Source organism: Streptomyces sp. NPDC057900 (genome assembly GCF_042887885.1).
Lineage (GTDB): Bacteria > Actinomycetota > Actinomycetes > Streptomycetales > Streptomycetaceae > Streptomyces.
In genome coordinates this window covers 68,514-95,070 of sequence record NZ_JBHVOI010000001.1, presented here as the reverse complement: position 1 = coordinate 95,070, position 26,557 = coordinate 68,514, and the positions used below count along the sequence as shown (strand labels likewise).

21 protein-coding genes and 2 pseudogenes are annotated in these 26,557 nt (G+C 70.2%); 11 read left to right on the top strand and 12 right to left on the bottom strand.

Annotated elements, in window-relative coordinates; translation table 11 throughout:
- Positions 1 to 28: 28 nt before the first annotated feature.
- The gene (locus ACFVQ0_RS00305; RefSeq protein WP_390085306.1) at positions 29 to 1,321 is read right to left on the bottom strand and encodes an RICIN domain-containing protein; all 1,293 of its coding nucleotides are present in this window, start codon (positions 1,319 to 1,321) and stop codon (positions 29 to 31) included.
- A 225-nt stretch (positions 1,322 to 1,546) separates the two neighbouring features.
- Positions 1,547 to 3,832, bottom strand: a complete 2,286-nt coding sequence (locus ACFVQ0_RS00300; RefSeq protein WP_390083039.1) for a PQQ-binding-like beta-propeller repeat protein — start codon at positions 3,830 to 3,832, stop codon at positions 1,547 to 1,549.
- Positions 3,833 to 4,233: 401 nt separating this feature from the next.
- On the opposite strand from ACFVQ0_RS00300, the gene ACFVQ0_RS00295 reads away from it, so the two are divergent.
- Positions 4,234 to 4,464 (top strand): hypothetical protein, encoded by a 231-nt coding sequence (locus ACFVQ0_RS00295; RefSeq protein ID WP_390083037.1) that lies wholly within the window; start codon positions 4,234 to 4,236, stop codon positions 4,462 to 4,464.
- A gap of 258 nt (positions 4,465 to 4,722) precedes the next feature.
- A complete protein-coding gene (locus ACFVQ0_RS00290) occupies positions 4,723 to 5,562 on the top strand; it encodes an aminoglycoside phosphotransferase (protein ID WP_390083035.1) in 840 nt (279 codons plus the stop codon).
- Here the strand turns inward: ACFVQ0_RS00290 and ACFVQ0_RS00285 are convergent.
- The 4 genes from ACFVQ0_RS00285 to ACFVQ0_RS00270 all read right to left on the bottom strand — a co-directional run bounded on the left by ACFVQ0_RS00285 (position 5,559) and on the right by ACFVQ0_RS00270 (position 9,601).
- Positions 5,559 to 5,930, bottom strand: coding sequence for a hypothetical protein (locus tag ACFVQ0_RS00285; protein WP_390083033.1), 372 nt, complete (start codon positions 5,928 to 5,930; stop codon positions 5,559 to 5,561). The genes ACFVQ0_RS00290 and ACFVQ0_RS00285 overlap by 4 nt on opposite strands.
- A gap of 168 nt (positions 5,931 to 6,098) precedes the next feature.
- Positions 6,099 to 6,905, bottom strand: a complete 807-nt coding sequence (locus tag ACFVQ0_RS00280) for a phosphatase PAP2 family protein (RefSeq protein WP_390083031.1) — start codon at positions 6,903 to 6,905, stop codon at positions 6,099 to 6,101.
- A complete protein-coding gene (locus ACFVQ0_RS00275; RefSeq protein WP_390083029.1) occupies positions 6,906 to 7,859 on the bottom strand; it encodes a YihY/virulence factor BrkB family protein in 954 nt (317 codons plus the stop codon).
- Positions 7,859 to 9,601, bottom strand: a complete 1,743-nt coding sequence (locus tag ACFVQ0_RS00270) for a diacylglycerol kinase family protein (RefSeq protein ID WP_390083027.1) — start codon at positions 9,599 to 9,601, stop codon at positions 7,859 to 7,861. Before ACFVQ0_RS00270 ends, ACFVQ0_RS00275 begins: the two co-directional genes overlap by 1 nt.
- 238 nt (positions 9,602 to 9,839) lie before the next feature.
- Here ACFVQ0_RS00270 and ACFVQ0_RS00265 point away from each other — a divergent pair, with 238 nt between their 5' ends.
- The 4 genes from ACFVQ0_RS00265 (at position 9,840) to ACFVQ0_RS00250 (ending at position 14,379) form a co-directional block, all read left to right on the top strand.
- Positions 9,840 to 10,424: a DoxX family protein gene (locus ACFVQ0_RS00265; protein ID WP_390083025.1), complete on the top strand. Its 585-nt coding sequence runs from the start codon at positions 9,840 to 9,842 to the stop codon at positions 10,422 to 10,424.
- Positions 10,425 to 10,619: 195 nt separating this feature from the next.
- On the top strand, positions 10,620 to 11,120 hold the full coding sequence (locus ACFVQ0_RS00260) for a hypothetical protein (protein ID WP_390083023.1): 501 nt from the start codon (positions 10,620 to 10,622) through the stop codon (positions 11,118 to 11,120).
- A 338-nt stretch (positions 11,121 to 11,458) separates the two neighbouring features.
- The gene (locus ACFVQ0_RS00255) at positions 11,459 to 12,259 is read left to right on the top strand and encodes an SAM-dependent methyltransferase (RefSeq protein WP_390083021.1); all 801 of its coding nucleotides are present in this window, start codon (positions 11,459 to 11,461) and stop codon (positions 12,257 to 12,259) included.
- A gap of 518 nt (positions 12,260 to 12,777) precedes the next feature.
- Positions 12,778 to 14,379, top strand: coding sequence for an SWIM zinc finger domain-containing protein (locus ACFVQ0_RS00250; RefSeq protein WP_390083019.1), 1,602 nt, complete (start codon positions 12,778 to 12,780; stop codon positions 14,377 to 14,379).
- Between the two features lie 257 nt (positions 14,380 to 14,636).
- Here the strand turns inward: ACFVQ0_RS00250 and ACFVQ0_RS00245 are convergent, their stop codons facing one another.
- Entirely contained in the window at positions 14,637 to 15,215 is a 579-nt protein-coding gene (locus ACFVQ0_RS00245) for a TetR/AcrR family transcriptional regulator (protein WP_390083017.1), read from the bottom strand.
- 69 nt (positions 15,216 to 15,284) lie between these two features.
- On the opposite strand from ACFVQ0_RS00245, the gene ACFVQ0_RS00240 reads away from it, so the two are divergent.
- Entirely contained in the window at positions 15,285 to 16,178 is an 894-nt protein-coding gene (locus ACFVQ0_RS00240; RefSeq protein ID WP_390083015.1) for an NADP-dependent oxidoreductase, read from the top strand.
- 331 nt (positions 16,179 to 16,509) lie between these two features.
- Here the strand turns inward: ACFVQ0_RS00240 and ACFVQ0_RS00235 are convergent.
- Positions 16,510 to 16,647, bottom strand: a pseudogene (locus ACFVQ0_RS00235) (IS5/IS1182 family transposase); the annotation flags it as partial.
- A gap of 33 nt (positions 16,648 to 16,680) precedes the next feature.
- Between ACFVQ0_RS00235 and ACFVQ0_RS00230 the strand changes: the two are divergent.
- Positions 16,681 to 16,888, top strand: a pseudogene (locus ACFVQ0_RS00230) (IS110 family transposase); the annotation flags it as partial.
- Positions 16,889 to 16,896: 8 nt separating this feature from the next.
- Here ACFVQ0_RS00230 and ACFVQ0_RS00225 read toward each other — a convergent pair.
- On the bottom strand, positions 16,897 to 17,175 hold the full coding sequence (locus tag ACFVQ0_RS00225) for a DUF5133 domain-containing protein (RefSeq protein ID WP_390083013.1): 279 nt from the start codon (positions 17,173 to 17,175) through the stop codon (positions 16,897 to 16,899).
- Between the two features lie 212 nt (positions 17,176 to 17,387).
- Entirely contained in the window at positions 17,388 to 17,681 is a 294-nt protein-coding gene (locus ACFVQ0_RS00220) for a hypothetical protein (RefSeq protein WP_390083011.1), read from the bottom strand.
- Positions 17,682 to 17,965: 284 nt separating this feature from the next.
- Between ACFVQ0_RS00220 and ACFVQ0_RS00215 the strand changes: the two genes are divergently transcribed.
- The 3 genes from ACFVQ0_RS00215 to ACFVQ0_RS00205 all read left to right on the top strand — a co-directional run bounded on the left by ACFVQ0_RS00215 (position 17,966) and on the right by ACFVQ0_RS00205 (position 22,292).
- On the top strand, positions 17,966 to 19,489 hold the full coding sequence (locus ACFVQ0_RS00215) for a flavin monoamine oxidase family protein (protein WP_390083009.1): 1,524 nt from the start codon (positions 17,966 to 17,968) through the stop codon (positions 19,487 to 19,489).
- A complete protein-coding gene (locus tag ACFVQ0_RS00210) occupies positions 19,486 to 20,871 on the top strand; it encodes a glutamate-cysteine ligase family protein (RefSeq protein WP_390083007.1) in 1,386 nt (461 codons plus the stop codon). The genes ACFVQ0_RS00215 and ACFVQ0_RS00210 overlap by 4 nt, the downstream gene beginning before the upstream one ends.
- Positions 20,872 to 20,957: 86 nt before the next feature.
- Entirely contained in the window at positions 20,958 to 22,292 is a 1,335-nt protein-coding gene (locus ACFVQ0_RS00205; RefSeq protein WP_390083005.1) for an FG-GAP and VCBS repeat-containing protein, read from the top strand.
- Between the two features lie 14 nt (positions 22,293 to 22,306).
- Here ACFVQ0_RS00205 and ACFVQ0_RS00200 read toward each other — a convergent pair whose 3' ends face one another.
- Both ACFVQ0_RS00200 and ACFVQ0_RS00195 read right to left on the bottom strand, forming a co-directional pair.
- Positions 22,307 to 25,390 (bottom strand): alpha-mannosidase, encoded by a 3,084-nt coding sequence (locus tag ACFVQ0_RS00200; RefSeq protein WP_390083003.1) that lies wholly within the window; start codon positions 25,388 to 25,390, stop codon positions 22,307 to 22,309.
- 83 nt (positions 25,391 to 25,473) lie between these two features.
- Positions 25,474 to 26,490 (bottom strand): LacI family DNA-binding transcriptional regulator, encoded by a 1,017-nt coding sequence (locus ACFVQ0_RS00195; protein ID WP_390083002.1) that lies wholly within the window; start codon positions 26,488 to 26,490, stop codon positions 25,474 to 25,476.
- Between the last annotated feature and the right edge of the window lie 67 nt (positions 26,491 to 26,557).

Genomic DNA, 26,557 nt, shown 5'->3' with positions numbered 1-26,557 from the left:
TCCGGATCACATCGGGCCGGGGGAGGCGTCAGGCCTTGACCAGGACGTACGTACCGGAGCCGTCCTGCCTGCCGCTGCTGTACTGACGCAGCGGCTGGCCCTCGGCGTAGCGGTCGTGCCCGACCATGTAGCCGGTGTACTTGTTCTGGACGCCGATGTTGTCCGAGCCGGGAACATCCCGGTAGATGTAGAATCGCTGGAGGTCGTCCGACTTGCAGTCGGCCTGCACCAGCGGAGACCCCTCGTCGGCCGCGGTCTGCTCCGCGATGGCCAGGCACTTGTTGCTTGAGTGATTGACGAGGATCTGCTCGGAGACGCCGTTGTTGTCCGGCCCGTGGCACAGCTGCCACTGGTCCAGGTTCAGGCTGAGCACCGTGGAGGGCTTCAGCTGGATGTTGTCGCCCTGGAGGAAGCCGGGCGCGGTCCAGAACAGGGCCCGGTCAGCGGTGCCGATCTTGTAGTAGCCCTCGTCGCAGGTGAAGCCAGGTGCGACGTTGGCGCCGACGGAGGGGCCGGTCGCATCCGGGTCCGCCGCCTTCCCGTTCGCTGCGACCTTCCCGGCCCGTGCGGCCTTCCCGGCCTCGGCCGGCGCGGTGGCCTTCGTCGCCGGTGTCTGCTCGGCACTGGCCGCGGGGGTCCCGCAGTCGAGGAGATCCTGGGCCTTGCGCATGATGCTGTTGGCCGGCACAGCGTCCTCGCAGCGCACCGCGCCCTCTTCGAGCGTCGTGTACGTGGTGTAGCTGCCGTTGCTGGGGCCTTCCACCCACTTCAGACCGAAGGTGCCGCCGCCCAGGTCGACACGGTTGCAGTTGAGGCTGCCGTACTCGCCGGTCACCTTCTTCGTTCCCTCGTAGAGGGCGTAGTAGCCGGGCTTCTGGAAGTTCCACGTGATCGACTTCGAGGTGCTGCCGGTGGAGGTGTAGGACATCTGCACGTCCAGGCCCACGGACGCGCCGGCCTTGCTGAGGGCTTCGACCTCGAAGCTGCTCTCGATGCTGGTCTTCTGGCCGACGGACACCGAGATGACCGTCTGGGTGCTGGTCTCGACCGTCTGGGAGCCCAGCGAGCCGTCGGTGACGTACCAGCCCTTGAAGTGTGTGATCGTCGGGGCGACTTCGACACTCCGGATGAACGGGTGGCGTTTGCCGAGATCGGCGGCGGTGCAGGCGTCACCGAGTTCCGTCTGAGCGGCGGTGGTGGCGGCCGGTGCGGCGGCTGCCGGTGTGGCGGTGAAACTCATGGCGGCGATCCCGGTGGCAGTCGCGGCCGTGAAGGCGATGAGTCCTCTGCCTAAGCGGCCGGTCCACCGTATGTGACGCATCATCTGTTCTCCCCCTTTGGCCGACCCGCGCACGCGGGACCGGCCGGTGTCGTCTGGCCGTGTGATGGTGCCGAGCGCGAGTGAACCTAGCGTCACCACTAACGGCGGGGCGACGCCGAAATCGGCCAGTACGATCATGCCGGGGCGGAATGGCCTGTTCTCGGTCGGTTTCGTGCGGGCGTCAGCCGTGCACGAGGGGGCGGGCGTTCTCGGACCCCGCCGGGATCAGCCCGTGAGACGGACGGCGCGCAGCGTCTCCTGAGGGTCCAGGAAGGCGAGCGTCCGGCCCGAGGCGACTGGAGCGCTCTTGCGGATACTCGACTTGAACTCGCCCTCCCACAGCGTGTGGCCGTCCGCAGAACGGAGGATGCGGACCGCCTGCCGATGCTGGAACAGTCTCGCGGTGTGTGAGTGACGGATCATGGTGTAGTTGCCCGCGGAGTCGATCCTGAGGTCCGCTCCACCCTTCGACCGCCAGCGCTCCGTCCCGTCCTCGGCACGGAGACAGACGGCGCCGTCAGGTGTGGGGAGGACGAAGCCGCCGGGAGTGGACACCGGTTCGGGTTGGCGCTCCCCGGAGCCGGCCTCCCCCTTGAAGGCCCACTTTTGCTTCCCGGTGCGGACATCGATGGCCGTGAGGCTGCCGCGCTCGCCCTCAAGCCGTGGGAGGAGGAGGGTGGTGCCGGAGAGGGGCGCCGCCGGGGGAGTCCCCTGCGTGGTGCCGTTGCTGCCGGGTGAGGCCTTGATCTCGGACAGGGGAACGCGCCACCTCTCCCCACCCGTGCGGGCGCTGCGCAGGACGAGGTCGACGCGCTGCTTCTCGCCGTGCTCATGGAAGAGGACCGCGTCGTCCGTCCGCCGCGGCGCGCCGACGTACTCCGCGAGGTCGCTGTACAGGTTCATGCGAGGCTGCTCCCACAGCTTCTTTCCTGTCGCGCCGTCGAGTGCCGTCGAGCCCACCAGTGCCAGATCGCCGATCGTCGTTATGTCTCCCGGCCCGGACACCGACTGGCTCCAGCGTTCCTTCCCGGTGCGTGCGTCGAAGGCCGTGATGTGCTGCTCGTTGGGGTCGTCACTGCCGAAGAGGACCAGCCCCCGGTCGAGCACGTGCAGGTCACGGTCGTCCTTGTCGTACGCCTCCAGCTTCCAACGGGTCCTGCCCGTGGCGCCGTCGAGGACGTACAGCACCGGAATGAGATCCTCGGGCAGCTGGGCCAGTGCGACCACGGTGTCGCCGCCGCCGAGCGCGACCGTCTCCGAGCGTCCGTGCAGAGGCCACTCAAGGCCGAGGTCGCGCTTCCACAGATGCTTGCCGCTGTTGAGATCGAACGCCTGGATCAGGGCACTGTCATGGGCGGGTACGAAGCAGCGTCCACCGGACCGAATGGGCTGGTCGTACCCCGCCCTGTCCGAGCCGGGGTCGTACGACCAGGAGAACGGCCCCTGCTCGGGGCTGCCGGTGAGGTAGACGCCGGCGGAGACGCCGACCGCGGCCACCGCGGCGATTCCGCCGCCGCGCCGGAGGAGCCCGCGGCGGCTCAGTGGAGTGCGACCGGCCGCCTCCGGCGTGTCGGGACGCGTGGCCGTGACGGTGGGAGCCGCCTCGGGCGGCACCACGGTGTCCGCCTGCCCGGGGCGCGGGGACGGCACAGGCCCCGTGGGAGCGGCCCGGCCCTCGCACTCGCGCAGCGCGTCGGCGAGTTCGGCGGCGGAGTCGTACCTGTCGCGGGGATCCTTCGCCAGCAGGCGCAGAATCAACCGGTCCCAGGCGGCTGAGACGCCCGGCCCCACGCTGCTCGGCACGGGCGGCGCATCGTTGAGGTGCGCGGTCAGGAACCCGAGGGTGTCGGGCGCGCTGAACGGCAGCCGTCCGGTGCGGAGTTCGAACAGGACGCAGCCCACCGCGTACAGGTCGCTGCGCTGCTCCGGGTAGCCGCGCGCCTGCTCGGGCGCCATGTACGCGGCCGTGCCGACGACGAGCCCGGTGCGGGTCAGCCGGCCGTCGGCGGCCGAGGGGTCGGCGGCTCGGGCGATGCCGAAGTCGAGGACCTTCACCCGACCGGACGACGCGACGAAGATGTTGGCGGGCTTGATGTCACGGTGCAGGACACCGACGGCATGCGCCTCGGCGAGGGCCTCGCAGATCTGTACGCCCCAGCGGGCCCCTTCCGCCCCGCCGACCGGCCCGCGCCGGACGGCGGCCTCCAGGCCCTCGCCGCGCAGCAGCTCCATGACCAGGAACGGTGTGTCCCCCTCGGGGGTGGCCGCCGTGCCCAGGTCGTGCACGGTCACGATGTGCGGATGTTGCAGCGCGGCGGTGATCCGCGCCTCACGCAGGAAGCGGGCGCGTGCCTCGTCGGCGCTGCTGCCACCGCCCCCGAGCACCGAGATCACCTTCACGGCGACCGCCCGCCCCAGTACCTCGTCGCGGGCCTCCCAGACCTCGCCCATCCCGCCCTGTCCCAGCAGCCTGACAAGCCGGTATCGATCGGCCAGTATGCGATCCACCACAGCTCCAACTCCCCCAGATCGCAGCGCGATTCCAGCAAATCGATCGCAGCGTAGCTCCAGCATCGGGCGTGCGCACGGCCGGGTGCGGCGAAGTCACGGACGCGGGGGGTCCGGCGTCCGGCGGACCAACGCGTGGTGCAGGTCCCCGTGACCGTCGCACCGACGACCGGCGCCGGACTCGGCGCACGTTCGACAGGTTCAGGTGGCCTACTCATCGGCAGATGAGTAGATCTGCCGATGCCGAGGGTTCGCTGTCCCGGTTGGCTGGTGGGATGACATACAGCGCTTCGGCCACTGACGACCGCGTCCCGGTCTCTCCGCGAACCCGCCGCGTACGAATCTGCGCGTGGCTCGGGATCGTGCTGCTCGTACCGGGTTCGGCACTTGCGCCGGCCGTTTCCGTGAGTCCTACGCTGGGTTCCTGCTACGACGGCGGTGAATGCACGGTACTGCCGCCCACCGAGGTGCTCACCGGACTCTTCGTGCTGTCACTCGTCTCCGGCCTCGTTGCCGCGCTCAATCCGCTGCCCCGTACTCGGCGCTCCCCAGGGGTCCGTGGCGTCGCGCTGGGCGTCCAGTGGGGCGCGCAGCTCCTCCTGGCCGTGTTGCTCGCCACAGCCGGCACCAGCTGAAGGAGGCACGATCCTCCTACCGCTTGACGAACACTCCCGCTCAGCCGGTGAAGCGGCCGGAGGTGATCGTGCCCGTGCTGGTGACGACGAGCCGGCCACCGGTGACGACCACGGCGTCCTTTCATGAGGACACAACGTGAACGACCGCCACACCCGCGGCCAGGGCCTGTCCGGCTGATCATCCCAGTGCCGTGTGACGGATGGGGTTGGGCGAAAAGAAGGTGCGCCAGGCGCGATGACGTCGGCAGGATGCCCGGCGTGAATGAAATTCCGAGCAACGCCGTGCCGGCCCCTGCGGTCCTTGATGCCTTTGGTGTGAAGGGTTCTGCGCTCCCGCTGACAGGTGGGCAGGGGCGAAGCGTCCTCGTCGGTGGGTTTGTGTTCAAGCCCGCCGAGGGCACGGACGACGAGGTCGAGTGGGCGGCTTCCCTGTACGAGAAGCTGGCGTCAGACAGTGGCTTCCGCGTTCCACTGCCGTTGCGGGCCACCGACGGGCGAAGCGCTGTAGACGGCTGGGCCGCCAGCGAGTTCCTGGCCGGTCAACCTGGACCGGAGGGGCACTGGACCGGTGTCCTCAGTGCCGGTCGGGCCTTCCACAAGGCTCTGCGGCATTTGCCCCGGCCCGCATTCCTTGATCGGCATGTGCACCCGTGGGCTGTAGCTGACCGAGTCGCGTGGGGCGAGCAGGACATCGACGTGATCGACGACCTCGCCGCACCGTTCTCGACCCTGCTGGAGCTGAGGCGCCCGGTTACGCAGGACACAGCTCAGCTCATCCATGGCGACCTCACGGGCAATGTCCTGTTCGCTCCGGATCAAGTGCCCGTCGTGATCGACTTTTCCCCGTACTGGCGGCCGCCGGCGTTCGCCGAGGCGATCGTGGTCGCAGACGGGCTGCTGTGGTTCGACCTTCCGTCCGACCTGCTGACGGTTGGCGGCGATCATCGTGACTGGCCGCAGATGCTGGTCCGTGCACTGATCTTCAGGCTCGTCGCGCACAGCGAGAGCGCGGGTCCACTGGGTCGGGCTCACTCGGGCGAGCCCGACCGCTATGCAAGGGCAGCCGAGGTTGTGGTGAGGCAACTGGCGGGGCTCTAGGGCGGTATGTCCCAGCCGGCGTCCCACCGGCTGACGAGCTTTCGAAGCTCGCGGGCGCTACGTGGCGACAGGGCCCGCATTACCGTGTCGAGGAGAGCTCGGCCTTCGAAGGGGTCCCCGCAGCAGTCGAAGTGCGCGTCGCCCCACTCGTAGGCGTGCCACAGAGCGCGCTCTGGCCGGTGGGCGTAGTCCTTCCACAGGGCCAGAGCCGCGCTTACATTGCCCGGCCGCAGGTAGTTCCGGGTGCGCTCAAGCTCGTTGATCTCGGACAGGGCGCGCGAGGACAGGCCGTCGATGACGGGATGTGCGCCCGTTGCCCGGTGGAGGCCGGCGCCGGCACGGCCTCGTCCCGGCCGACTACGCGGCATGGACCTTTCGGTTCGTCGTCATGCGGAACATGGTGCCACGGCCCCGAACGGAGTCTCGAACGCCCTGCTCGGGGCCGCTGCACCGGGCCGGCCCGCGCGGGGGCCGGCTCATCGTCTTCCGGAACAAGCCGAGACCGTGCCGCCCGACCGCCGGGGACTCGCCGCCGGTCAGGCGGAGCGGTCGGCTCGGCTGCCGGACCGGGTGCCCGCCTCGGGGTGGGGCTCGGTCAGTTCGGGTACCAGCCCCTCACCCACGGGGGCCGGAGCCCGGCCCGTGTCGGCGCGCCAGGACTCGAACGCCCAGGACGTGGCCGCCACCACCGCCAGGCCCAGGAGACAGCCTCCGGACACGTCGCTGAACCAGTGGACCCCGAGCGCGACACGAGTGAAGCTGACACCGATCACCGACACGACGGCCAGCCCCCAACAGACGGGCCGCCAGACGCGCGGCACCATCGGCAGCAGGGCCAGCAGCAGCACGGCGCACGAGGTGGTCGCGGTCATCGCGTGCCCCGAGGGGAACGAGAATCCGGGTGCGTGCGCGACCGGGTCCTCCAGCGTCGGCCTGGCTCGCTCGACGACGGACTTGACGAGCAGTCCGATCAGCCCCCCGGCCACGGCCGTCGCCGCCGACCAGGCGGCGAGCCGCCAGCTGCGGCGGTACAGCAGCCATACGGTGAGCAGCGCGACCAAGGTCCGCAGCGTGAAGGGATCCCACACACGGTCGGAGAGGAACCGCAGGACGGTCGTCCAGCCGGGGTGCTCCAAAGCGGTGCGATGGAGGCTCTCGGCCGCGCCCTCGTCAATCCGGCGCAGAGGTCCCCACCGGCCCTTGACCAGGACCAGCAGCAGCCCGAAAGGGACCGAGGCGGCGGCGGCCACGGCGATCGCACCCAGCAGGTGGACGCCGAAACGGCGGTCGGCCGCGCGACGGCGGCTCTCGCGGAAATGTCGAGCGGTGGTGCGCACCGGCATTCAGACTCCCGGGTCGGCGTGGATCGGGCCGGGCACCCGGGCCCGTGACGCCTCCAGCTGGGCGGCGAAGGACAGGCCGAGGAACAGGGCGATGGATGTGAGATAGGCCCACAGCAGCAGGGACATGAAGGCGCTGAGCGGCCCGTACACCGTGTCGAAGGACCCGCTCAGCTGGAGGTAGAGACTCAACAGCCAGGTCAGAAGCGTCCACAGCACCAGGTAGACGGCGGAGCCGAACGCCAGCCAGGTGTAGCCGGGCTGCGCGCGGCGGGGTGACCGGCGGAAGATGGCACTCGCCGAGATGAGGGCCAGGAGCAGGCCGAAGGGCCAGCGCAGGATGTTCCAGGCCGACTGAGCCTCGCTGTCGAGGTGGTAGACGCCGACCGCGGCGGTGGCCAGGTCCTGGCCGGCGACCATGACGACGAACCCGAGCCCCAGAGGCAGCCCGGCACTGAGCGACATCACCAGGCCGCGCAGGTACTTGCGGTGGAAGGGGCGGTCGCGTTCGTTGCCGTAGATGCGGTTGGCGCCGCGTTCTATCTGGCACATCGCGGTCGTGACGTTGACGAGCGAGAAGCCCAGTCCCAGCCAGAGGGCGACTGCCGCGCCGTCACCCGCCTCCTTGCGGCTACGCCGTAGCGCGTCGTCGACGACTTCGGCGCTCGGCCCCGAGGCGAGTTGATGAATGGTCAGCTCCGCGAGGCGCCCGATGCTCTCGGTGTGCAGGGTCGAGGAGAGACCCACGAACGCGATGGCCATCGGGATGAGGGCGAGTACCGTCTGCAGGGCCAGCGCACGGGAATGGCTGAACCCGTCGGCGTAGCGGAAGCGGACGAAGGAATCGCGCACCAAGGGCCAGCGGCCGTATCGGCGCAGAGACTGGAGCGCCTCATCGGCGGAGAGGTCGTCCCCCGACATGTCACGGGTCACCGGGACCTTGACGACGGTGCCCATCAGGCTTCGTCCCGCGGAAGCATGACACTCAGGGCGCCCGGGGCGACAGTTACCGTCAGCCGGCTGCCCGGGGCGACGGGATCGCCGTCCATCTCACGCGGGTGCGGCGCCTCGAACCTCAGCTCGGCCCGGCGGAAGGTGAAGTACTCCACGAGGAGGCCCCCTGCCTCCCCTTCCGAGGCAGGCAGACGGGTGGGGCGCGGGGCTCCCTCACGGCCCCGCAGCACTTTGGCGAGCGCCCGCAGCCAGCCGGAGGGACCATGCGGGTCCAGGATCATGAGGTCCAGGAGGCCGTCGTCGGGGCGTGCGGAGGGCAGCAGAGTCACGCCGCCCTGCACGGTGCCGATGTTGCCGACAAGTACCATCCGGGCGGTCCGGCGCAGGGCCGGGGCCCCGTCGAGACGCACCGTCAGCCGCATGGGGGGCGTGGTCAGGGAGGAGACCCCGGCCAGGGCGTAAGCGGGCCAGCCCAGGACGGACTTGGCACGTTCGGCGGTCTTCTCCATGATCGCCGCGTCGAGTCCGGCCCCGGCCATGGCGGTGAAGTGAGTGGCGGGAAAGTCGTCGCCCTCGATGCGGGCCAGATCGACGGGGCACGGGACGCCGCGGAGCGCCGCGTCCAGCGCCTCGGTCGAGGTAAGGGGCAGGCGCAGGTTACGGGCGAGGAGGTTGCCCGTGCCACTGGGCACGATGGCGAGCGGGACGCCGCTGCCCGCCACGGCGTCGGCGACGGTGCGCACGGTGCCGTCGCCTCCGCAGACCACGATGAGCCCGGCACCGCCCGCGATGGCCCGGGCGCTCTGGCCGGTGCCCGGGTCGTCCGCCGTGGTCTCCACGAACTCCGCTTCGTGATGGCCGTGACGCTCCAGGACGGCACGCAGGGCCTGCTGCTCTCGCGGCCCGGTCACCGTCGGGTTCACGATGACGGTGACGGGGCCCGGGACGTCCGCGGTGTGCCCGCCCGCCGTCGCGGCACGCCCCGGCCGCTCGGCGGGCGCGGCGACCACCTCGGGCCGGACGAACAGCGCGCACCCCACGATCACCAGCGACAGGCTGCCGTTGACCAGGCCGCCGAGCACGTCGGTGGGGTGGTGCATACCCCGGTAGAGCCGGGCGAGGGCGACCAGCAGCGGCAGAAGCAGCAGCAAGGCGCCGGTGATCCTGCGCCACGGGCCGCGCATCCTGGACAGGGCGAGGTAGGCGAGACCCGCGTAGAGCGCGGTGGCGGCGCCGGTGTGGCCGGAGGTGTAGCTCGATGTCGGCGGGGAGGCGTCGAGCCGGTGCACGTCCGGCCGCTGACGGTCCACCGACAGGGTAATGACCAGGAAGACGAGTGCCTGGAGCGAGACGGACACGGCGAGGAACGCCGCTTGGCGCCACATCGGCAGCCGGGGTATGAGCACCAGCCCCAGGCACGCCAGCAGGGCGATGGTGATCACCGTGAGAGTGTTGCCGGCTTCGGAGAAGACGAAGGACACGGTGGTGAGGGCGCCCGTACGGAGATGTTCGAAGCCCTCGTCGACGCGGTCCTCGGCGGTCATCGGCCAGACATGCGCGGCGGGGCCGGTGATGAGCAGACCCGCCCCCACCATCAGCGCTGCCTGCCCGACGGTGAATGCGGCGATCCGGCCGGCCGTACCCCGCAGACCGCGGGGCAGCGTGAAGGCCCTGCTCTCCCGCGAGGTCCCGGACACGCCCGCACCGGGCAGTTCGGCGGGTCTTCCCGGCACGGCGATCGGCATTGAAACTCCCCTGTGTGTCCCGCCTCGCGGCGGCCAGCGTGGTGGATGGCATTTCCCACCGTCCGATCGGCATGTGCCCCCAGAACTCGCCGGCAGACCCCCTGCCTGTGAAAAGGCGCAGAGCAGGGGAACACCCGAAACACCTCACACACGCGGGCACGCCTGCCTGTACCCGTTCGTGGAAGTCGATGCCGTATGACCGTGTATGCCGCCTGTTTCCACGGGCAGACGGAGACGCATGGCTGTACTGAGAAGAATCGCCCGCCCGCTGCTGGCCACCCCGTTCATCACCGATGCGGGGCACGCGCTGCGCAGCCCACGCCCCCTCGCCGCCGGCACCGCCTCCCGGGCGCGGCAGTTCGGTGTCACCGTTGACGACCCGCTGAGACTGGTCCGGCTCAACGCCGCCGCTCAGATCGTCGCCGGCGGAGCGCTCGCGCTGGGCCGCTTCCCCCGTTCCGCCTCACTCGTCCTGGCCGCGAGCCTCGTGCCGACCACTCTCGCCGAGCACGCGTGGTGGAAGGAGAAGGACCCGGAACTGCGTAAGGACCAGCGGTTCCACTTCGCCCGGCGCGTCGGCCTGTTCGGCGCGCTCCTGCTCGCCGCCGCCGATACCCACGGCAAACCGTCGGCGGCCTACCGCGCCCGCACAGCGGTGCACACCAGCCGGAAGAAGGCCCACAGAGCCACGGCCAAGGCGGGCGGACATCTGCACTCGACGATCGAAGCGGTGGGCGCGAGCACGTCCGACGCAGTGAGCGGTGCCGGCCGGGCAGTGAACTCAGCCGCCGAGTCCGCACGCGCGATGCTGCCGGGCCAGTAGGGCGGGACACGGGCAGGAGAGGTACTTCACCGTCCAGTCTGCCGCGCACCCCGTCTGATCTGCGCATTAGTGGGCAGGAGAGTCATTGCCGCAGGGGTGGGCCGCCCAACGCGCCCGCCCCTGCGGCGACCTGGGCAGGTTCGTCAGGCGAACAGGCCCTTGGACCGCAGCGATGCCAACGGAAGGTCACTATCGATGTCTCCTGTGACGGAGCAATGGGCCGATGTGCTCAGAACCCACTTCGCTCTCGGTGAAGAACTCCCCGCCGTCCGGGCGGCGGCGGTCCACTCGGCCGAATCAGGATTCTTCGCCATGGCCGGCCGCGACGGCGAGGACGGCCGACCGCACTTCGCCCCCGCCGAGGAGGCCCGCGTACAACCGGGTGCACACGCTTTGGACCCGTCCCGCCTCGAAGCCCTGTGGACGGCCGGCGAAGCGGACGCGCCTGCTCCGCTCCTCGGCATCGGCGAGGCCGTGTGGCGCCGCGAGAGCCTGGACCAGGTCACGGACGCGGTGACCGGCACCGAACTCGGCCTGGTGCTGCTCCGTGAAGGCGACCGGAGCATGTGGGTGGTACGGACCCAGCAGGGCATCTGCATCTTCGCGCTGGTCGACGGCGCGAACGAGGGCCATCTGGCCGAAGCCCGCTCACTCGCTCTCGACTTCGATTCCTTCCTGGTCGGCCAGGGGTACTGATCCCGCTTGCTGACACGTCCTGGTTGTGGGCGTTGACCGAGCCGTTGCTGCCCCGTGACCGGAGCGGTCTCCAGGACCTCGCCCCGGCCGCGACGGGTCCTCCTCACGGAGGATGGTCAGGGCCTGGTCGGCGCCGAGTTCACAGGCGCCCTCCCTGTTCTCTGGGCCGGCACTCCTGCACATCGCAGCAGATGCAGATCCTGTACGCGCCCCGCCCTGTTCCCCCTCGCTGCCGGGGAGTTGATCCCCCTTGTGGCTGGTGCGGACTTTGCTGGTGAGGAAGCATGGGCGTGCGCGGTCGTCGTCCGCGCAACTCATGTGACAAACGAAGAGGACCGATGACTGACGAGCAGGGCACCCAAGCGCCGGTGGACGGAATCGACAGCAGCACACCGCATTCGGCACGGGTGTGGAACTACTGGCTGGGCGGCAAGGACAACTACGAGGTGGACCGTCGGCTCGGCGCGAAAATGGCGGAGCTGTACCCGCAGATCATCGAGATAGCACGCGCCTCCCGGGCGTTCCAGGCGCGAGCGGTCCGCTACCTGGCCGGTGAGGCAGGGGTGCGGCAGTTCCTGGACCTCGGCACCGGCCTGCCGACGGCGAACGCCACACACGAGGTCGCCCAGGACGTCGAGCCGACGGCACGCATCGTGTACGTCGACAACGACCCGATCGTCCTGGCTCACGCACGTGCCCTGCTGACCAGCAGGCCCGAAGGCGCGACCGACTACGTGCACGCGGACCTGACCGACGCGAAGACGGTGCTCCGTGAGGCTGCCCGGACGCTGGACCTCGACCAGCCGGTGGCCGTCATGGTCCTTTCCACGCTGGGACACGTCGCGGACTCCGACGAGGCCGCGGCGCTGCTCCGCAGTTACCTGGACGTGCTGCCCACGGGCAGTCACCTGATGCTGTGCGACACCATCGGAACTCCGGAGACCGAGGCCGGGTCCGAGGAGTACGCCAGTGGCGGTGCCATGCCGTACATCTCGCGTCCCAAGGAGATCATGGCGACCTTCGCGGACGGACTTGAGCTGGTGGAGCCGGGCTTCGGCTCGATCAGCCTGTGGCGCCCCGATGAGCCCGCCGTCGGCGTGCCGGTCGACCAGTGGGGGTTCGTGGCCGCCAAGCGGTAGCCGCCTCGACCGGCCGGCGGGACGCGCACCCCTGGCCGGTGCTGGCCGCGGCAGAGGCAGACGGCGGCGCATCGGGTGGCACCTTGGTCTGGATCGACCTCGTCCGATTGATCCGGAAGCTCGCCCGCCCGGAACGGAAACTTCCGTGAGCTTCCCGCCGAGACCTGACCGGCTACCCGACTTGGACCTCGTCTCCTTTGGGCTGCCGGCCGTTGTGCTGCGCACGCGTGACTATTGAAGCTATGGCACCGTCGTAGCCCGGACCGGATCAGTTGACATGGGGATGCTGTCGGCTGCCCGCCGGCGGGTAATCGTCGAGATGCTCCTCACGGCCTTCTCCAGCTGATTCTCTTTCGGCTGCGGGTGGGCGGGACGAGGTGTTCCGCCCGGGCTGCGGCATCCGTTTGAATGTACGGGTGGCGGAGATGACGGGCATGCAACTGGGGTTTGGTGAGGGCTCCTTGAGGAGTGCCGCCGGGCCGACGTCTTTCGAGCGAGGTAAGGATTACGCGGGTGCGGTGAGTGGCTTGCACATCGCCAAAGGGACGATCCGCGCCACCGTGCCGGGCCGGGAGAGGTACTGCATCGAACTCGTCGCCGGGCCCAAGGCCGAGGTGAGGGGGACCTGTTCCTGTCCGTACGGCGCCGAAGGCCACTTCTGCAAGCACTGCGTCGCCGTCGGCCTCGCGGCCCTGCGGCAAACTGCCCCGGAGATGCCTTCGAACGCGGACTCCGTACCGGACGCCGTACCGGGCCCCGCGGCCGAGGCCCGGTCGCCGAATCTGCCCGGCGACGACGCGGCGGTTTGGCTCGCGACGCTGGACCGGGACGCCCTGCTCGCCCTGCTGGCCGAGGAGTCGGCCGCCGACCCCGGCGTTCGCGAGCGCCTGCGCCTACGGGCCGAGGTCGCCCGGGTCGGCCACGCGGAGATCCGCGACCGCGTCAAAAGCCTGCTCGACCCCGGGGACTGGGAGTACGACCAGGAGAACGACGACTCCGCGAACGCCGTCGAATACGGCGAGCGGGTGGCGGAGGCGGGCATCATCCTGAGCGCGCTGATCGCGGCAGAACGGGTGCCGGAAGCCGTCGATGGGATCCGCTGGGTGCTGTGGCGACTGAGCGGCATTTACGAGCACGCGCTCGGATTCGCATGCCTGTACGAGCCCATGGGTGTGCTTGAGGGACTGCACCTGCGCGCCAGCCGGGCGGCCGGCCCGCAACCGGAGCCGACGGCCCGCTGGCTCGTCGGGCACCTGCTCGGTCCCTACGGGGAGAAGACCTCGGCCGACCCCGCCGACTACCGCGACGTCCTCGGCGCGACCGGCCTGAACCGTGCCATGGAACTGGCGACCGAGGCATGGCGGCAAGACCCCGGCAAGAAGACGGGCCGCCTGGTGGAACTGCTACTGAAGGCGCGCGGCGACGTCGACGGTCTCGTCGCGTTCTGGGGCGCGACCCCCGCCCCCGACGGCAGCAGCCACCTGCGGATCGCCCGGGAACTGGACGCGGCCGGGCGCCCCGGGGATGCCCTCCAATGGGCCGAACGCGGCTTGCCGGCCAGTGGGAAGGACCCTCAGCTCGTCGAGTGGCTCTGCGCCCGCTACGCGCGGACCGGCCGCCACGAAGAGGCCCTCGCCCTGCGCCGCGACGGCTTCCGGTCCCACATCTCCCTCGCCGCGTTCCGTTCCCTGCACACGGCGGGCCGCGCCTGCAACCGCGGCGAGGAGGAACGCGACGCCGCGCTGGCCCTGCTGCGAGACGACGCCCGCGTCCCTGTCCGCGTACGCGTCGACATCCTGCTCGACGCGGGCCAGGCCGACGCGGCGTGGGAGGCCGCAGTAGGCCACGTCTACGATCACGAACTCCTCCCCCTCGCCGACCGCATCAGGGACTACCGCCCTTCCGACGCGCTCGCCGTCTACCTCCGCCGGCTCGAACCCCTCAAACAGTCGACCGGCGACCGCGCGTATCACGAGATCGCCCGCCTCCTCCGCAGTATCCGCGCCTGCCACGAACGCCTCGGCACCCCGGAGACCTTCACCCACTTCCTCGCCGCCCTCCGCAGGGAGCTCAAACGCAAGCCGAAACTGATGGAAATCCTCACGGCGAACGGGTTGTGAGCCTCCGCTCGCGCCCGGGCGAGGGTGGCGGAGCGGCAAGGCGCACCGCCATCGGGCTGGCGCGAAGGGCGAGAAGCTGCTCCACGGCCAGGGCCGGGTCGCGCGGCCGCAGCCGGCCGACCGGCGAGAGACACGTCAGCGCCTCCCCGAGGCGACAGTGGATCCGTTCCTGGACGGCCTCGATCGGGTCGGGGAAGCCGGGGAAGCCCCCCGACCTCACTCTGCGGGGGACGCTGCCCCTCGGCAGTGACGGACCCCTAAGGGGAGGTGACGCGCCACGCCGCCTCGATCATTTCGAAGACCTCGTCCACCGCGGCCTGCGGATCGGGCGCCTCACGGGCCAGTGCGTACGCGTCGATCACGAACCTCGCGATCGTCCGGCAGGCCGTCGCGGTCCGTGCCAGGTCAGGATCGGCGGCAATGGCCGTTGCCAGCGTCTCCGCATGGCGCAGCCTCATCGACTCCTCGTACTCACGCAGAGCGGGGGACCCGACGACCATGTGCCAGACCGGGGCGTTGCCGTCCGCCGTGCAGTGGCGCACCAGGGCGTGGATCTCGCGGCGCAGCGGGGGGAGGAGCGGCTCGTGCGGCGCCCGTCCGGTGACCGCCTGGGTGAGGCGCTGCTCGAAGTCCGCGTCCTGCTCGAACACCAGAGCCTCTTTGGAGGCGAAGTGGGAGAAGAGGGTGGTGACGGCTACATCGGCCTCGGCGGCCACGTCACGGATGCCCACCGCGTCGTACCCGCGTTCCAGGAAGAGCCGGAGGGCGGTGTCGGCGATTTTCTGGCGGGTCGCGGCCTTCTTGCGCTCACGGCGTCCGGACTCAACGGTGGTCATGCCTCGACGCTAGCAGGTAGTAATTCCTAACCGTTTCAAAAAGCTAACCGTTAGTGTTAGGTTCTCGGTATGAAGAAAGTGAACTTCGCCGAGTTCGGCGGTCCGGACGTCCTGCGACTCATCGATGCCGAGGAGCCTCACGCCGGTCCCGGCCGGATACGCGTCGCCGTGAGGGCGGCGGGTGTGAACCCCGTCGACTGGCGGATCAGGGAAGGACAGGTCCTGGGCGCCCACCCGACCGAGTTGCCCGCCGGAGTCGGGCTGGACGCCGCGGGGGTCGTGGACGAGGTCGGCGAGGGCGTCGAGGGGATCGAGATCGGCGACCACGTGTTCGGCGAGGGCTCCAGTACCTACGCCGAGTTCGCCGTCCTGTCAGCCTGGGCCAGGATGCCCGAGGGACTTTCCTTCGAAGAGGCGGCCGGGTACCCCTCCGTGGTGGAGACCGCGCTGCGCGTCATCCGCGAGGTCGGTGTGCTGCCGGGGCAGACGCTGCTGGTCAGCGGGGCGTCCGGGGGAGTCGGGTCGGCCGTGCTGCAGATCGCCCGCGACCGCGGCATCGCGGTGATCGGCACGGGCAGTCCTTCGAACCAGGAGTATCTGCGGGGCCTGGGCGCCCTCGCCACCACGTACGGCGAGGGCTGGGCCGAGCGGGTGCGGCAGCTCGGCCGGGTCGACGCCGCTCTCGACCTGGCTGGTTCGGGAGTGATCCGCGAGCTCGTCGATCTGACAGGGGATCCGGAGAGGGTCGTCTCCATCGCCGATCTCGGCGCGCCGGAATCCGGGGTCCGGTTCTCCGGCGTGGCCGGGAGCGTGCCCGAGGCGCTTGCTGAGGCCGCCCGTCTCATCGCGCGAGGGAGGCTCCACATCCCGGTCGAGAAGTCGTACACCCTCGCCGAGGCCGCGGCGGCCCACATCGACAGCCAGGCCGGCCACACACGCGGGCGTCGGGTCATGGTCGTCTGACCGGGTCCACGCCCCGGCGTGACCGGGACGGGGAGAAGGCGGGCACGGATCGGGACCTCGCGCGGGTGCGGGCCCGGCAGGCGAAGGTGCCCGGCACAGGCGGAGTACGCACGCCGGGCTGCGCCTGGCCGTCCACGGGCTTGAAGTCGTCCAGCTGTTGGCCGAGTTCGGCAGGAGTACAGATCTCCGTGTGGGTGCCCGGTTCAACGTTGTCTGCGAGAGGGGAGTGTCGGCCAGGTGCCGGGTATCGGCGGCACCGGTGCTGGGGCTACGGGCCAGCGCGGTGCGGCCCTCCTCGGTCACCGTGACCGGCAAGCCAGGCCACTGCGGACCACACCTTGCGGATGCCTGGATGGCCAGCGGCGAGCTGGTCGAGCAGGGCGGTCCCGGCCACGGAGTCCTGCACGCCGGCCGCGGCCACCAGCACGGTGGGGAGAAGGCCGAGTGTGCCGGTGACGATGCTTCGCTTGCCAAGTTGGTCGGCATCCCGGCCGAGGAGCTGCGACTTCAACGGGTCCCCTACGCCTCCGCGCTCGTCAGCGTTCAGTGCGACCCGAACTCGCGGAGGCTCTACGACCGCAAACGCGCCGAGGGGGAAGAACCACGTCCAGGCCGTGTTCGCCCTCGCCCGTCGGCGCGTCAACGTCATCTGGCCCTTGATCCGTGACCGATGCTACGAAGTTGCACCTTCAGCGACTACAGCCGCTTGACAAGAGCATTAGGAAGCAAGGGCCTCTGAACAGTTGGGGAGGCCGTCAGCCGGCTGGCTCGCATCGCCGTGTGCCGTTCCTGCGGCGGGGGTGCTCGTCCGGAGAAGTGCATCGGCGATGGCCAGAGCGCGCCTCACTTCGTTGGCACCCGTCATGATGCACAGGGTGTATGCCGTGTCTTCGTGCCGCCGGGCGGTGTCCGAGGTGGAATGGCGGTGGTCATCAATGACCGCGTCGGCGTAGCGGGACAGCGCGGTACGCAGGTCCATGGGCGTGGGAAGCAGCAAGGCCAACTCCTCTTAGAATGGGTCAACTTCCAGGCCGACACCGCAGCAGGGGTCTGGCTGGCGACAAGGTCCGGATGCCCCGCTTCGCGCAAAGCATGGCCGCACTCGTGTGAAAAAATCTGGGCGCGCGACGAGCCACGGGGCCGCGTTCCCGGACGGTGTCCACCACGCCATGCCCAAAATCGCCCGGATGCACAACCTCAACCGTCACCTCAGGTTCGAGACGAGACCTCATGCACAGCGGTCACTCGGTCTGTCGCCCGTGCCTCGGCGACCTCGACCAGCACCGTGCTCGCGTCGTCAAAACGCAGAGTGAAGTGCGGATCGAGCTGCATCAGGAAGTCGAAGCTCTCCCTGTCCTTCGTGGCCAGGGGAGATTCGAGGGTCGCCTCTGACGTCCAGGTGTCTCCGGCGGCACGGACCGCGACCCGCACACAAAGCCTGCCCTGACAGGTCGACCGATTGGCCCACCACTCAAACGTCGCGGTGCCCTCGTAGCTGTCCATGGTCCAAGTATCGCGAGCGAGCAGGCAGCCGTGTGGCGACGATGCAGAATCTGAGGTCACAAGATCGTGTTACGAGATCTTGGGGCAAACGGGTCCGGTCTCCGGGCGAAGTCATCAGCGGTCGAGCGTTTCGGCCGCAGTGCTGATGACCATTCATATTCTGTGCTCGCGGTCTCGGCGGGCATTGTCGCGCGGGCGCGGACCATCGGTTTTCGGAAGGTCAACAAAAAGGGGAGTGTGAGGGTTTGTTCGACCGATGCTTTGCTTTTCCGGATGAATTACGTGTGGCTGAGCGGTCTTCCCCGGCGCGTGTCGGAATCATCGGCGGCGGGCTGGCGGGGCTGGTTTCGGCCTATGAACTCCAGCGGCGTGGGGTGGACGCCGTGATCTATGAACGAGCAGAACGCCCCGGGGGCCGGGTCCGCACGCACCGGTTCTGGGACGGGACATACGCCGATGTGGGCGCGATGCGCATCCCGGGCAACCACGAATGCGTGCTCCACTACGTGCGGGAGTTCGGGCTGGGGACCCGCCCCTTCATCAATCTGAATCCGGACGGGTATTACCACCTGCGTGGCCGGCGGGTGCGATTGAGTCAGGTGCGGCAACTGTATTCGGCCTACGGTATCGACGCGGCCGGCCGGAACGGACCGAGAGCGTGGTTGGACGATGTGCTGCGTACAGCGTGGGACGCACTCTCTCCGGCACAGCAGATGAGCGTTCTGGAAGGCGACTGGAGGGACGCCGCCCTGGACGAGTTGATGTCGACCTCCCTGTGGCAGTTCGCACGCCGCGAATTCTCCCAGGACGTCTGGGACCTGCTCGGACACACCAGCGGATTGGTCCACTACGAGCACGCCTCTCTCCTCGAAGTGCTCGTCGACTACTTCGGTCTCTTCCACGCCGCGCCCCTCGAAATCAATGGCGGGATGGATACGCTGATCCGTGAGTTCGTACGCCGCCTGAAGCCGGGCACGCTCCGGCTGTCCACGCGTATCGACGCCGTCCAGCTGTTCTCGGACACGGCGCGGATCACTGGTCAGTGTGTGGGCCGGACCGTCGACGAGTCGTACGACGCCGTGATGGCCTGCGTCCCGCTGACCACCCTCGACCAGATCGCCATCACCCCGGAGCTGCCCCACCGGCAGGCCCGAGCGGTCCGCAGTCTCACGTACGCGAGCAGCACCAAGACCCTGGTGCACCTCCGCCGGCGCGGCTGGGAGATCAACGACGGCATCTACGGTGGCGGCAGTTTCACCGATCTCCCCATCCAGCAGTGCTGGTACCCGTCGGACAACGCCCGCCCCGCCCCCCTCGCCGGTGCGAACTCGTCCCCGCGGCTGACCGCCCGGAGCGCGGAGCTCTCGCACGAGCCGGGCGTACTCACGGGCGCCTACCTCTGGGGCCCACACGCGCGGCGCTTCACCACGCTGACGCCCGCGGACCGCGACCGGGTGGTGATGCGGAGCCTGGAACAGCTGCACCCGGGCATCTGCGACGACATCGACGACATCGTGCACTGGGACTGGGACAACCAGCCCGGTATGAGCGGCGGGTCCTTCGCCTACCTCGCCCCGGGGGAGCACACCAGATACCTCGGCGGCCTCGCGGCACCGCACCCCGAGAGCAACCCCCGGCTCTTCTTCGCGGGCGAGCACCTGTCGGCCGCCCACGCGTGGATGCAGGGCGCCGCCCAGTCCGCGCTGCACGCCGTCGGCCGCGTGCTCGACCGTCTGTCCGCCACCGAGGCAGGGCCGGACGCGCGCCGCGCAGAGGAAGACCTCATCAGGCAAGGAGTGACGTCATGAGCACGCAAGACCCGCAGAACAGCCGCACGCGTCCGACCCTGCACATGCCGGACCTCCACAAGGCCTTCCTCGCCCCTCCGGGCACGCGCGAACGCATCGGCCTCGAAGTCGAGGCAGGTGTGCTGGACGAGACGACCGGGCTCGCCGCTCCGTACGACGGTCCACACGGCATGGCGGCCCTCCTGCGGCAGGTGGTACAGGAGTGGGGCGGTTCGCCACAGAGGGCCGGAGACGTCCTGACAGGAGCCCACCTCCCGGACGGGACGAAGCTGACGCTCGAACACGGCGGCCAGCTCGAATTCTCGTCCCCTCCCGCAGACGACCTCGTCACGCTCGTGACGGGCATGCGCCGCACCATGGAAGACCTGGCCGCCCTCACCCAGCAGCACGGACTGGCCATCGTCCCCGGCGGGAACCTCCCCTTCGACCGGGCCGACACCTCCACCTGGGTACCCACCGTGCGCGGCGGAGTCATGCGCACGTACTTCGCCGGACTCGGCCCTGAAGGCGAGGGGGCACCGCACATCATGAAGCTGTCGACCTCGACCCAGACCACCCTGGACTACCTCTCGGAGGACGACCTGGCCGCGAAGCTCCGCGTCCAGGTCGCCGCCTCGCCCGTCGTCGCCGCGCTGCTCGTCAACTCGCCGCTGTACGCGGGACAACTGGACGGGGTCCTTTCCCACCGCTGCCGCGACTGGCTCCGCATGGACCCCAGGCGCGTCGGCTCCCCGGGCCCGGCACTCCGGACCCCGCTGACCGCGGAGGCCCTCACCGACTGGGCACTCGGCCTGCCCATGATCTACCGCCACGGCCCCGGCGGCTACCGCCTCGCCGGCCCTCAGTCCTTCGCGCACCACCTCCGCGAGGGCTTCGACGACGGCACCGCTCCGGACTGGGACGACTGGCTCTCCCACCTCGACCAGGTCTACACCACCGTCCGCGTCCGCCGGACCCTGGAGACCCGCGCGCCGGACGGCCCGCCGTATCCGCACATTCCCGCAGTCCCGGCCCTGTGGACCGGGCTGACCTATCACGCGCCCTCGCGCGCCGCCGCCTGGGAGCTCCTCGGGCACTACACACCCGAGGAGGGCAACGCCGCACAACAGGCCCTGCCCACGGACGGGCTGGCCACCCGGCTGGGCGGCGACACCGTCCGGGAGCTGGCGGGCCACCTGCTCAGCCTGGCGCGCACAGGTCTGCGGGCCCGTGTCCGGGCCGGGCTCGAACAACCCGAGGTGCTCGCCTTCCTCGACCCGCTGGACGAGATCCTGGACACGAACGAGACGTTCGCCGAGCGAACCGCACGCCACTGGAACACCACCTACCGCAACGACCCCGCCCGCTACGTCACGGCGCATCGAATCCCACCCGCCACCTGAGGCGGAGCGGACCGTCGTGCATCACCCCGGTAACAAAGTGATCGGCTTCCTTGTGCGGGCGTCGTCCAAGCCCGTGAAGTGGGCTGATGTACTTTTCGACAGCAGGCGGTCCGTTCTTCCGCCACCTGCGCACGGGCTCCGTCGCGGCGATCGCGGTGGTGGCCTATCTCGCCCTACTTCCGTCCGACGGCCCGCGCTCGGTGCCCAGCAGCCCCTGCAGACCCGCCGGTTCGGCCGACTCCGTGCGCGAGGACACGCCCGCGAAGCCCGACCCCGACCTGGACCTCGACGGGGACGGCTACGCCGATCTGGTGTACGAGAACTCCGACACGGAGAGGTTCGACGTGGTCGTCGTGCCCGGTTCCCGGCACGGCCCGGACCACGACCGTACGACCGTCCTCGACCGCGACGACCTCGGTATGCCGGACGACATCCAGACGGGCGACGACCCGTGGCAGCCCACGGTCGCCGACCTGGACGGGGACGGCCACGCAGACCTCGTCGTCAGCGGCGCCGCCCGGATCCTGTGGGGAGGCTCCAAGGGCCCGCGGGCCGGCGGACCGCACGGACGAGTCCCGCTGCCGGGCAGCGGATACAGCACCGCGCCGATCGCCGGCGACTTCGACGGGGACGGCCACACCGACCTCGTGGTCTTCAGGTTCTCCAACGAGGACCAGGAACTCGTCCTCCTCAAGGGACCGTTCAACCGCTCCGGCGCCCCCGCCAGGACCGTGGAGATCCCCAGCCCGGTCGACGAGGGCGCGTCCCCCGTGCTCGTCGCCGGGGACGCGAACGACGACCACGCCACCGATCTCGCGCTGTACGGCTCTCCCTGGGACCCGCCCCTGCTGTTCACCGGCGGCGCCCCCACCGCCGGCGGCCTGAGCAAGGAGCCCGAGCGGCTGCCCGAGGGCGAGAACGTCGTCTTCGGTGACTTCGACGGCGACGGGCGGCAGGACATCGCCATCGGCCGGAGCTTCGTCGACAGCGATGACGAGCTCGACACCCCCCACCGGCGCGGCCGGATCAGCGTCCGCTACGGGAAGGAACCGGGGAAGTGGGTCACCATGGACGGCGGCGACTACAAGGAGGGCTTCGGTACCGAGCTCGCCACCGGAGACTTCAACGGCGACGGCTGCGACGACCTGGCCGTACAGCTCACCAGGAAGAAGGAGACGGGGGACGCGCGGATCGAGGTGCTGCGGGGCGGCTCGGAACACGGGCTCGGGTCGAAGCCCTGGCGCGCCACCAAGCGCTCCGTGCCGGGTGACTACGGCCCCGCCGACGGCGCCCTCGCCACCGTCCACGACTGGGACGGCGACGGCCGTTCGGAACTGGCCCTCTTCGGCGGGGGCAGATGGTGGATCACCGACGGCACGGACCGCGACGAGGCATCCTTCCCGGACACCCCCGGCAAGTAACGAGGTTCCTGGGTTCACCCCGGCTCCGCCGCCGAGATCGCGTGGCCGCCGGGCACCAGGCGAAGGGTCAGGATCTGGAACGGGCGCAGAGACAGCTCCACTTCGGACCCGTCGAAGGACAGAGCGGGCTCACCCTCCAGCTCCCGTTCCAGCAGATCCGTTATCCCCGCGCAGGCCACGGGGAAGCCGGCCCTGAGGGTCGTCCGGACGCGTCCGCCCGCGGACTCGTAGAGGCGGACGATCACATCGCCGGAGCGGTCGTCCGCGAGCTTGACCGCCTCGACGACGACACCGTCCCCATCGATCCGCACCAGCGGTTCGACAGCCGCGCCGCCGGGGACGGCACGTTCGGGCAGGTTGAAGTGATAGCCCTCGCGGATCGCGTCGTGGATGTCCGCGCCGAGCACCAGCCCGTAGCGCAGACGGTGCTCCCCCCGGTCGCAGTCGGGGTCGGGGAAGAGCGGGGCGCGCAGGAGCGATATCCGTGCCGTCGTGGTCGTTCCACCGTCGGGGCGTACGTCCCGCGTCACATCGTGGCCGTAGCTGGAGTCATTGACAAGGGCCACGCCCCAGCCGGGCTCCGCGACGTGCAGGTAGCGGTGGGCACATATCTCGAACCGGGCGTTGTCCCAGGAAGTGTTGGAGTGCGTGGGGCGCCGGACATGACCGAAGGGGATCTCGGCGCTGGACTCCGCCGCCCGTACGTCGAGCGGGAAGGCGGCCTTGAGGATCTTCTCGCACTCCCGCCAGTCGGCATCGGTCTCGATATCGAGCCGGCGGCTGCCCTCGGTCAGGCGCAGCACCTGGGTGATACGGGAGTCGTTGAACCTGCGCACGATCCGGACGCCGTCGGGCACCGCACTGACCTCGTCCGCCTCGGTCAGGTCGCGCACGGTGTTGCGGTAGAACGCGTCGACGTCCCAGGCGTCCCACTGGTTGGGAAAATCCTGGTGGAGCTGGAGGAGGTTGCCGACCGTGCCCGGCGCCAGCGCCTCGCGCCCGGCCGTCAGGTCGACGGCGGAGACGACCAGGCCCCGGGCGTCCACGGTGATCCGTACGAGGCCGTTGTCCAGGACGAACCCGCCGTCCCGCGTGGGCCGGGCGGCGACCGGGCCGGCGGCCCGTGCACGCGGTGAGGCGCCGAGTGCGGCCACACCGTCCCTGGCGTGCGGCGCCGCGTTGAACACGGTCTCACCCCCCGCCTCCCCGCTCCCGTTCGCCGCCAGGCCGCGCTGGGCGGTGTCGATGACCTCGCCGAGCTCACGGGCCACCTCCGCGTACGCCTCCTCGGCCTCGCGGTGCACCCAGGCGATCGACGTGCCGGGCAGGATGTCGTGGAACTGATGCAGCAGCACGGTCTTCCACACCCGGTCGAGCAGTTCGTACGGGTACGGCCGGCCCGTGCGCACGGCAGCGGTGGCGGCCCACAGCTCGGCCTCCCTCAGCAGGTGTTCGCTGCGCCGGTTGCCCTGCTTGGTGGCGAGCTGGCTGGTGAGGGTTCCCCGGTGCAGCTCCAGATAGAGCTCGCCGACCCAGACGGGGGCGTCCGCGTACTCCTCCCGTGCCTTGGTGAAGAACTCCGCCGGGCCCTCCATCTCCAGCCGGGCCGAGCCTTCGAGGTCCTCCAGCCGACGCGCCCGTGCCAGCATCTCGCGGGTGGGGCCACCGCCGCCGTCGCCGTAACCGAAGGGGACGAGCGAACGGTTGGCCGCGCCCTTGTCCCGGAAGTTGCGCTCGGTGTGCCCGATGTCGGCGCCTGAGAGATCACCGTTGTAGGAGTCGACGGGAGGGAAGTGGCTGAAGACGCGGGTGCCGTCGATGCCCTCCCACCAGAAGGTGTGGTGAGGAAAGGCATTGGTGGTGTTCCAGGAGATCTTCTGGGTGAGGAACCATTCGATGCCGGCCAGCTTCATGAGCTGGGGCAGGGCCGCGTTGTAACCGAACGTGTCGGGCAGCCACATGTCCTTCGTCTCGACCCCGAACTCGTCCAGGTAGAAACGCTTCCCGTGCACGAACTGCCGCACCAGGGACTCCCCGCCGGACAGATTGGTGTCGGGCTCCACCCAGAGACTGCCGGTGGGCAGGAACTGTCCGGTACGCACCTTCTCGACCACCCGGGCGAACACCTCGGGCCGCTGCTCCTTGAGCCAGGCGAGCTGCTGCGCCTGGGACATGACGAACCGGAAGTCCGGGTGGTCGTCCATCAGGGCGGTGACGTTGGAGACGGTCCTGGCCGCCTTGCGGACCGTCTCGCGTACGGGCCAGAGCCAGGCGGTGTCGATGTGCGCGTGGCCCACGGCGGAGACCCGGTGGGCGCCCGCGTGCGCGGGGGAGGCGAGGGCGGGGGCGAGGACCTCGCGTGCGCGTGCCGCCGTGCCGCCGATGTCCTGGAGGTCGACGGCGTCCAGGGCGCGGTCCACGGCGCGCACCAGCTGCCAGCGCCGGGTGGAGTCCTCGGGCAGCTGGTGCATCAGGCCGGAGAGGACGTCCAGATCCTGGACGAGTTCCCATACGTCGGTGTCGAAGACGGCGAGGTCCATCCGGTTCAGCCGGTAGAGCGGCTCACCCGCGGCCGTCCCGCCGCGCAGCCACGGGGCGACGTCACCGGCCGGGGTCGGGACGAAGGGGTCGCCGTCGGTACCCGAGTCGAAGATGACCGGATTGGCGGCGGCCTCGATGTAGTAGGTGAACTCCTCTCCTCCCTCGGCCTTTCCGGTGACCGGGAGCCAGGCGTTGCGGGGATTGAGGGCCTTGACCGGCGTTCCGTCGGCGCGGTGGGCGAGGCCTTCGGCGGAGAACCCCGGCTGGGTGGTGCCGAAGCCGAGGTCCACCACTGCCTCGACCCGCTGCCTGGCCCAGGCGGCGGGGACGGTGCCGCTGATCCGGAACCAGCTGGTGGACCAGGCGGGCCCCCACAGCGCACCGCTGTGGACCGGCTCGTACGGGGCGGCGATTCCCTCGGACACGGGAACGGGTTCGCCGCTGACGTTCCACATCGCGACGTCCAGGGGCAGGCTCTCGCGGTACACCGCGGGCCGCAGGCGCTGGTCCAGTACGCGGGCGAGCCGGCGTTCGGTGACGGTTCGGTCGTGGTGCATGGGTCCTCCGTGAGGGATTGCGGGGGAGGCGAAAGGGCATGCCGGTGCCACGGAAGGGGCGGCAGCGGGGTGGCAGGGTCGGGTCAGTGCGTCCCGTAGCGGATGACGTGGGTGGGGACGACGGTCCTGCGGGCGGGGATCGGTCCGGTGGCCGTGCCGTTGATCCGGTCGATGAGCATCTGGCCCGCACGCCGGCCGATCTCGTCGGCGTCGTACGAGACGATCGTCAGCGGCAGGCCGAGGACGTCCGCGAGGTCGAAGTCGTCGAAGCCGGCGAGAGCGACCGGCCTGCCGAGCTCCCGCACGGCGCGGATGGCACCCTGCGTCAGACGGTTGTTGGTGCAGAACAGCGCCGTCGGCGCGTCGGGCGCGTCGAGCAGTGCCAGAGCGGCGGCCCGCGCGGTGGCCACATCGGTGAGCCCGCGCCGCACCCGGCTCTCGTCCGGTTCGATTCCGGCGCTCTCGTGCGCGGCCCAGTAGCCGCGGAACCGCTCCGCTCCGGTGTACAGCGCGGGTGGGTTGCCCAGGAAGCCGATGCGGCGGTGGCCGTCCGCGATGAGCTGTCCGGTGGCCTGCTCGGCGCCGCCGAAGTCGTCGACCAGGACGCAGTCGGCGTCCATCCCGGCAGGCGGCCGGGACGCCAGCACGATCGGCATGCCGCGCAGCGCCGCGGGCGCGAGATGACGGTGACTGCTGCCCGCCGGGACCACGATCATGCCGTCGACCTGACGGGACGCCAGGTCCTCCACGAGCCCGCGCTCCTTGTCGACCTGCTCCGCCGTGTTGCTGAGCAGTACCCGAAGACCGTGCTCGGACGCCACCTCCTGCACACCGAGCGCGAGGCGCGAGTAGAACGGGTTGGCGAGGTTGGTGACGACCAGTCCGATCATCCCGCTGCCGCCCAGCCGCAGACTCCGCGCCGTCTCGTTGCGCCGGTAGCCGAGTGTCTCGACGGCGGCGAGCACGCGCTCGCGCGCCGTCTCGCTGACCCGGGCGTCGTTCTTGAGCACCCGGGAGACGGTCATGGCGCTGACACCGGCACTGGCGGCCACGTCGCGCATCGTCGGGGCGGCGCCGTCGCCCGACCGGTGCTGTGCCATGAGGGGTTCTCCTGCGGGGTCGTCGGATGGCCGGTGGGTCGCGAACGCCGTCATTCTAGGGAGTGTC

Excerpts from the sequence above, each read along its gene's own strand:
- ACFVQ0_RS00305 (WP_390085306.1), bottom strand. The coding sequence starts at position 1,321 with ATGCGTCACATACGGTGGACCGGCCGCTTAGGCAGAGGACTCATCGCC.
- ACFVQ0_RS00285 (WP_390083033.1), bottom strand. The coding sequence starts at position 5,930 with ATGCCGCGTAGTCGGCCGGGACGAGGCCGTGCCGGCGCCGGCCTCCAC.
- ACFVQ0_RS00280 (WP_390083031.1), bottom strand. The coding sequence starts at position 6,905 with ATGCCGGTGCGCACCACCGCTCGACATTTCCGCGAGAGCCGCCGTCGC.
- ACFVQ0_RS00275 (WP_390083029.1), bottom strand. The coding sequence starts at position 7,859 with ATGGGCACCGTCGTCAAGGTCCCGGTGACCCGTGACATGTCGGGGGAC.
- ACFVQ0_RS00270 (WP_390083027.1), bottom strand. The coding sequence starts at position 9,601 with ATGCCGATCGCCGTGCCGGGAAGACCCGCCGAACTGCCCGGTGCGGGC.
- ACFVQ0_RS00265 (WP_390083025.1), top strand. The coding sequence starts at position 9,840 with ATGGCTGTACTGAGAAGAATCGCCCGCCCGCTGCTGGCCACCCCGTTC.
- ACFVQ0_RS00260 (WP_390083023.1), top strand. The coding sequence starts at position 10,620 with ATGTCTCCTGTGACGGAGCAATGGGCCGATGTGCTCAGAACCCACTTC.
- ACFVQ0_RS00255 (WP_390083021.1), top strand. The coding sequence starts at position 11,459 with ATGACTGACGAGCAGGGCACCCAAGCGCCGGTGGACGGAATCGACAGC.
- ACFVQ0_RS00245 (WP_390083017.1), bottom strand. The coding sequence starts at position 15,215 with ATGACCACCGTTGAGTCCGGACGCCGTGAGCGCAAGAAGGCCGCGACC.
- ACFVQ0_RS00240 (WP_390083015.1), top strand. The coding sequence starts at position 15,285 with ATGAAGAAAGTGAACTTCGCCGAGTTCGGCGGTCCGGACGTCCTGCGA.
- ACFVQ0_RS00220 (WP_390083011.1), bottom strand. The coding sequence starts at position 17,681 with ATGGACAGCTACGAGGGCACCGCGACGTTTGAGTGGTGGGCCAATCGG.
- ACFVQ0_RS00210 (WP_390083007.1), top strand. The coding sequence starts at position 19,486 with ATGAGCACGCAAGACCCGCAGAACAGCCGCACGCGTCCGACCCTGCAC.
- ACFVQ0_RS00205 (WP_390083005.1), top strand. The coding sequence starts at position 20,958 with ATGTACTTTTCGACAGCAGGCGGTCCGTTCTTCCGCCACCTGCGCACG.
- ACFVQ0_RS00200 (WP_390083003.1), bottom strand. The coding sequence starts at position 25,390 with ATGCACCACGACCGAACCGTCACCGAACGCCGGCTCGCCCGCGTACTG.
- ACFVQ0_RS00195 (WP_390083002.1), bottom strand. The coding sequence starts at position 26,490 with ATGGCACAGCACCGGTCGGGCGACGGCGCCGCCCCGACGATGCGCGAC.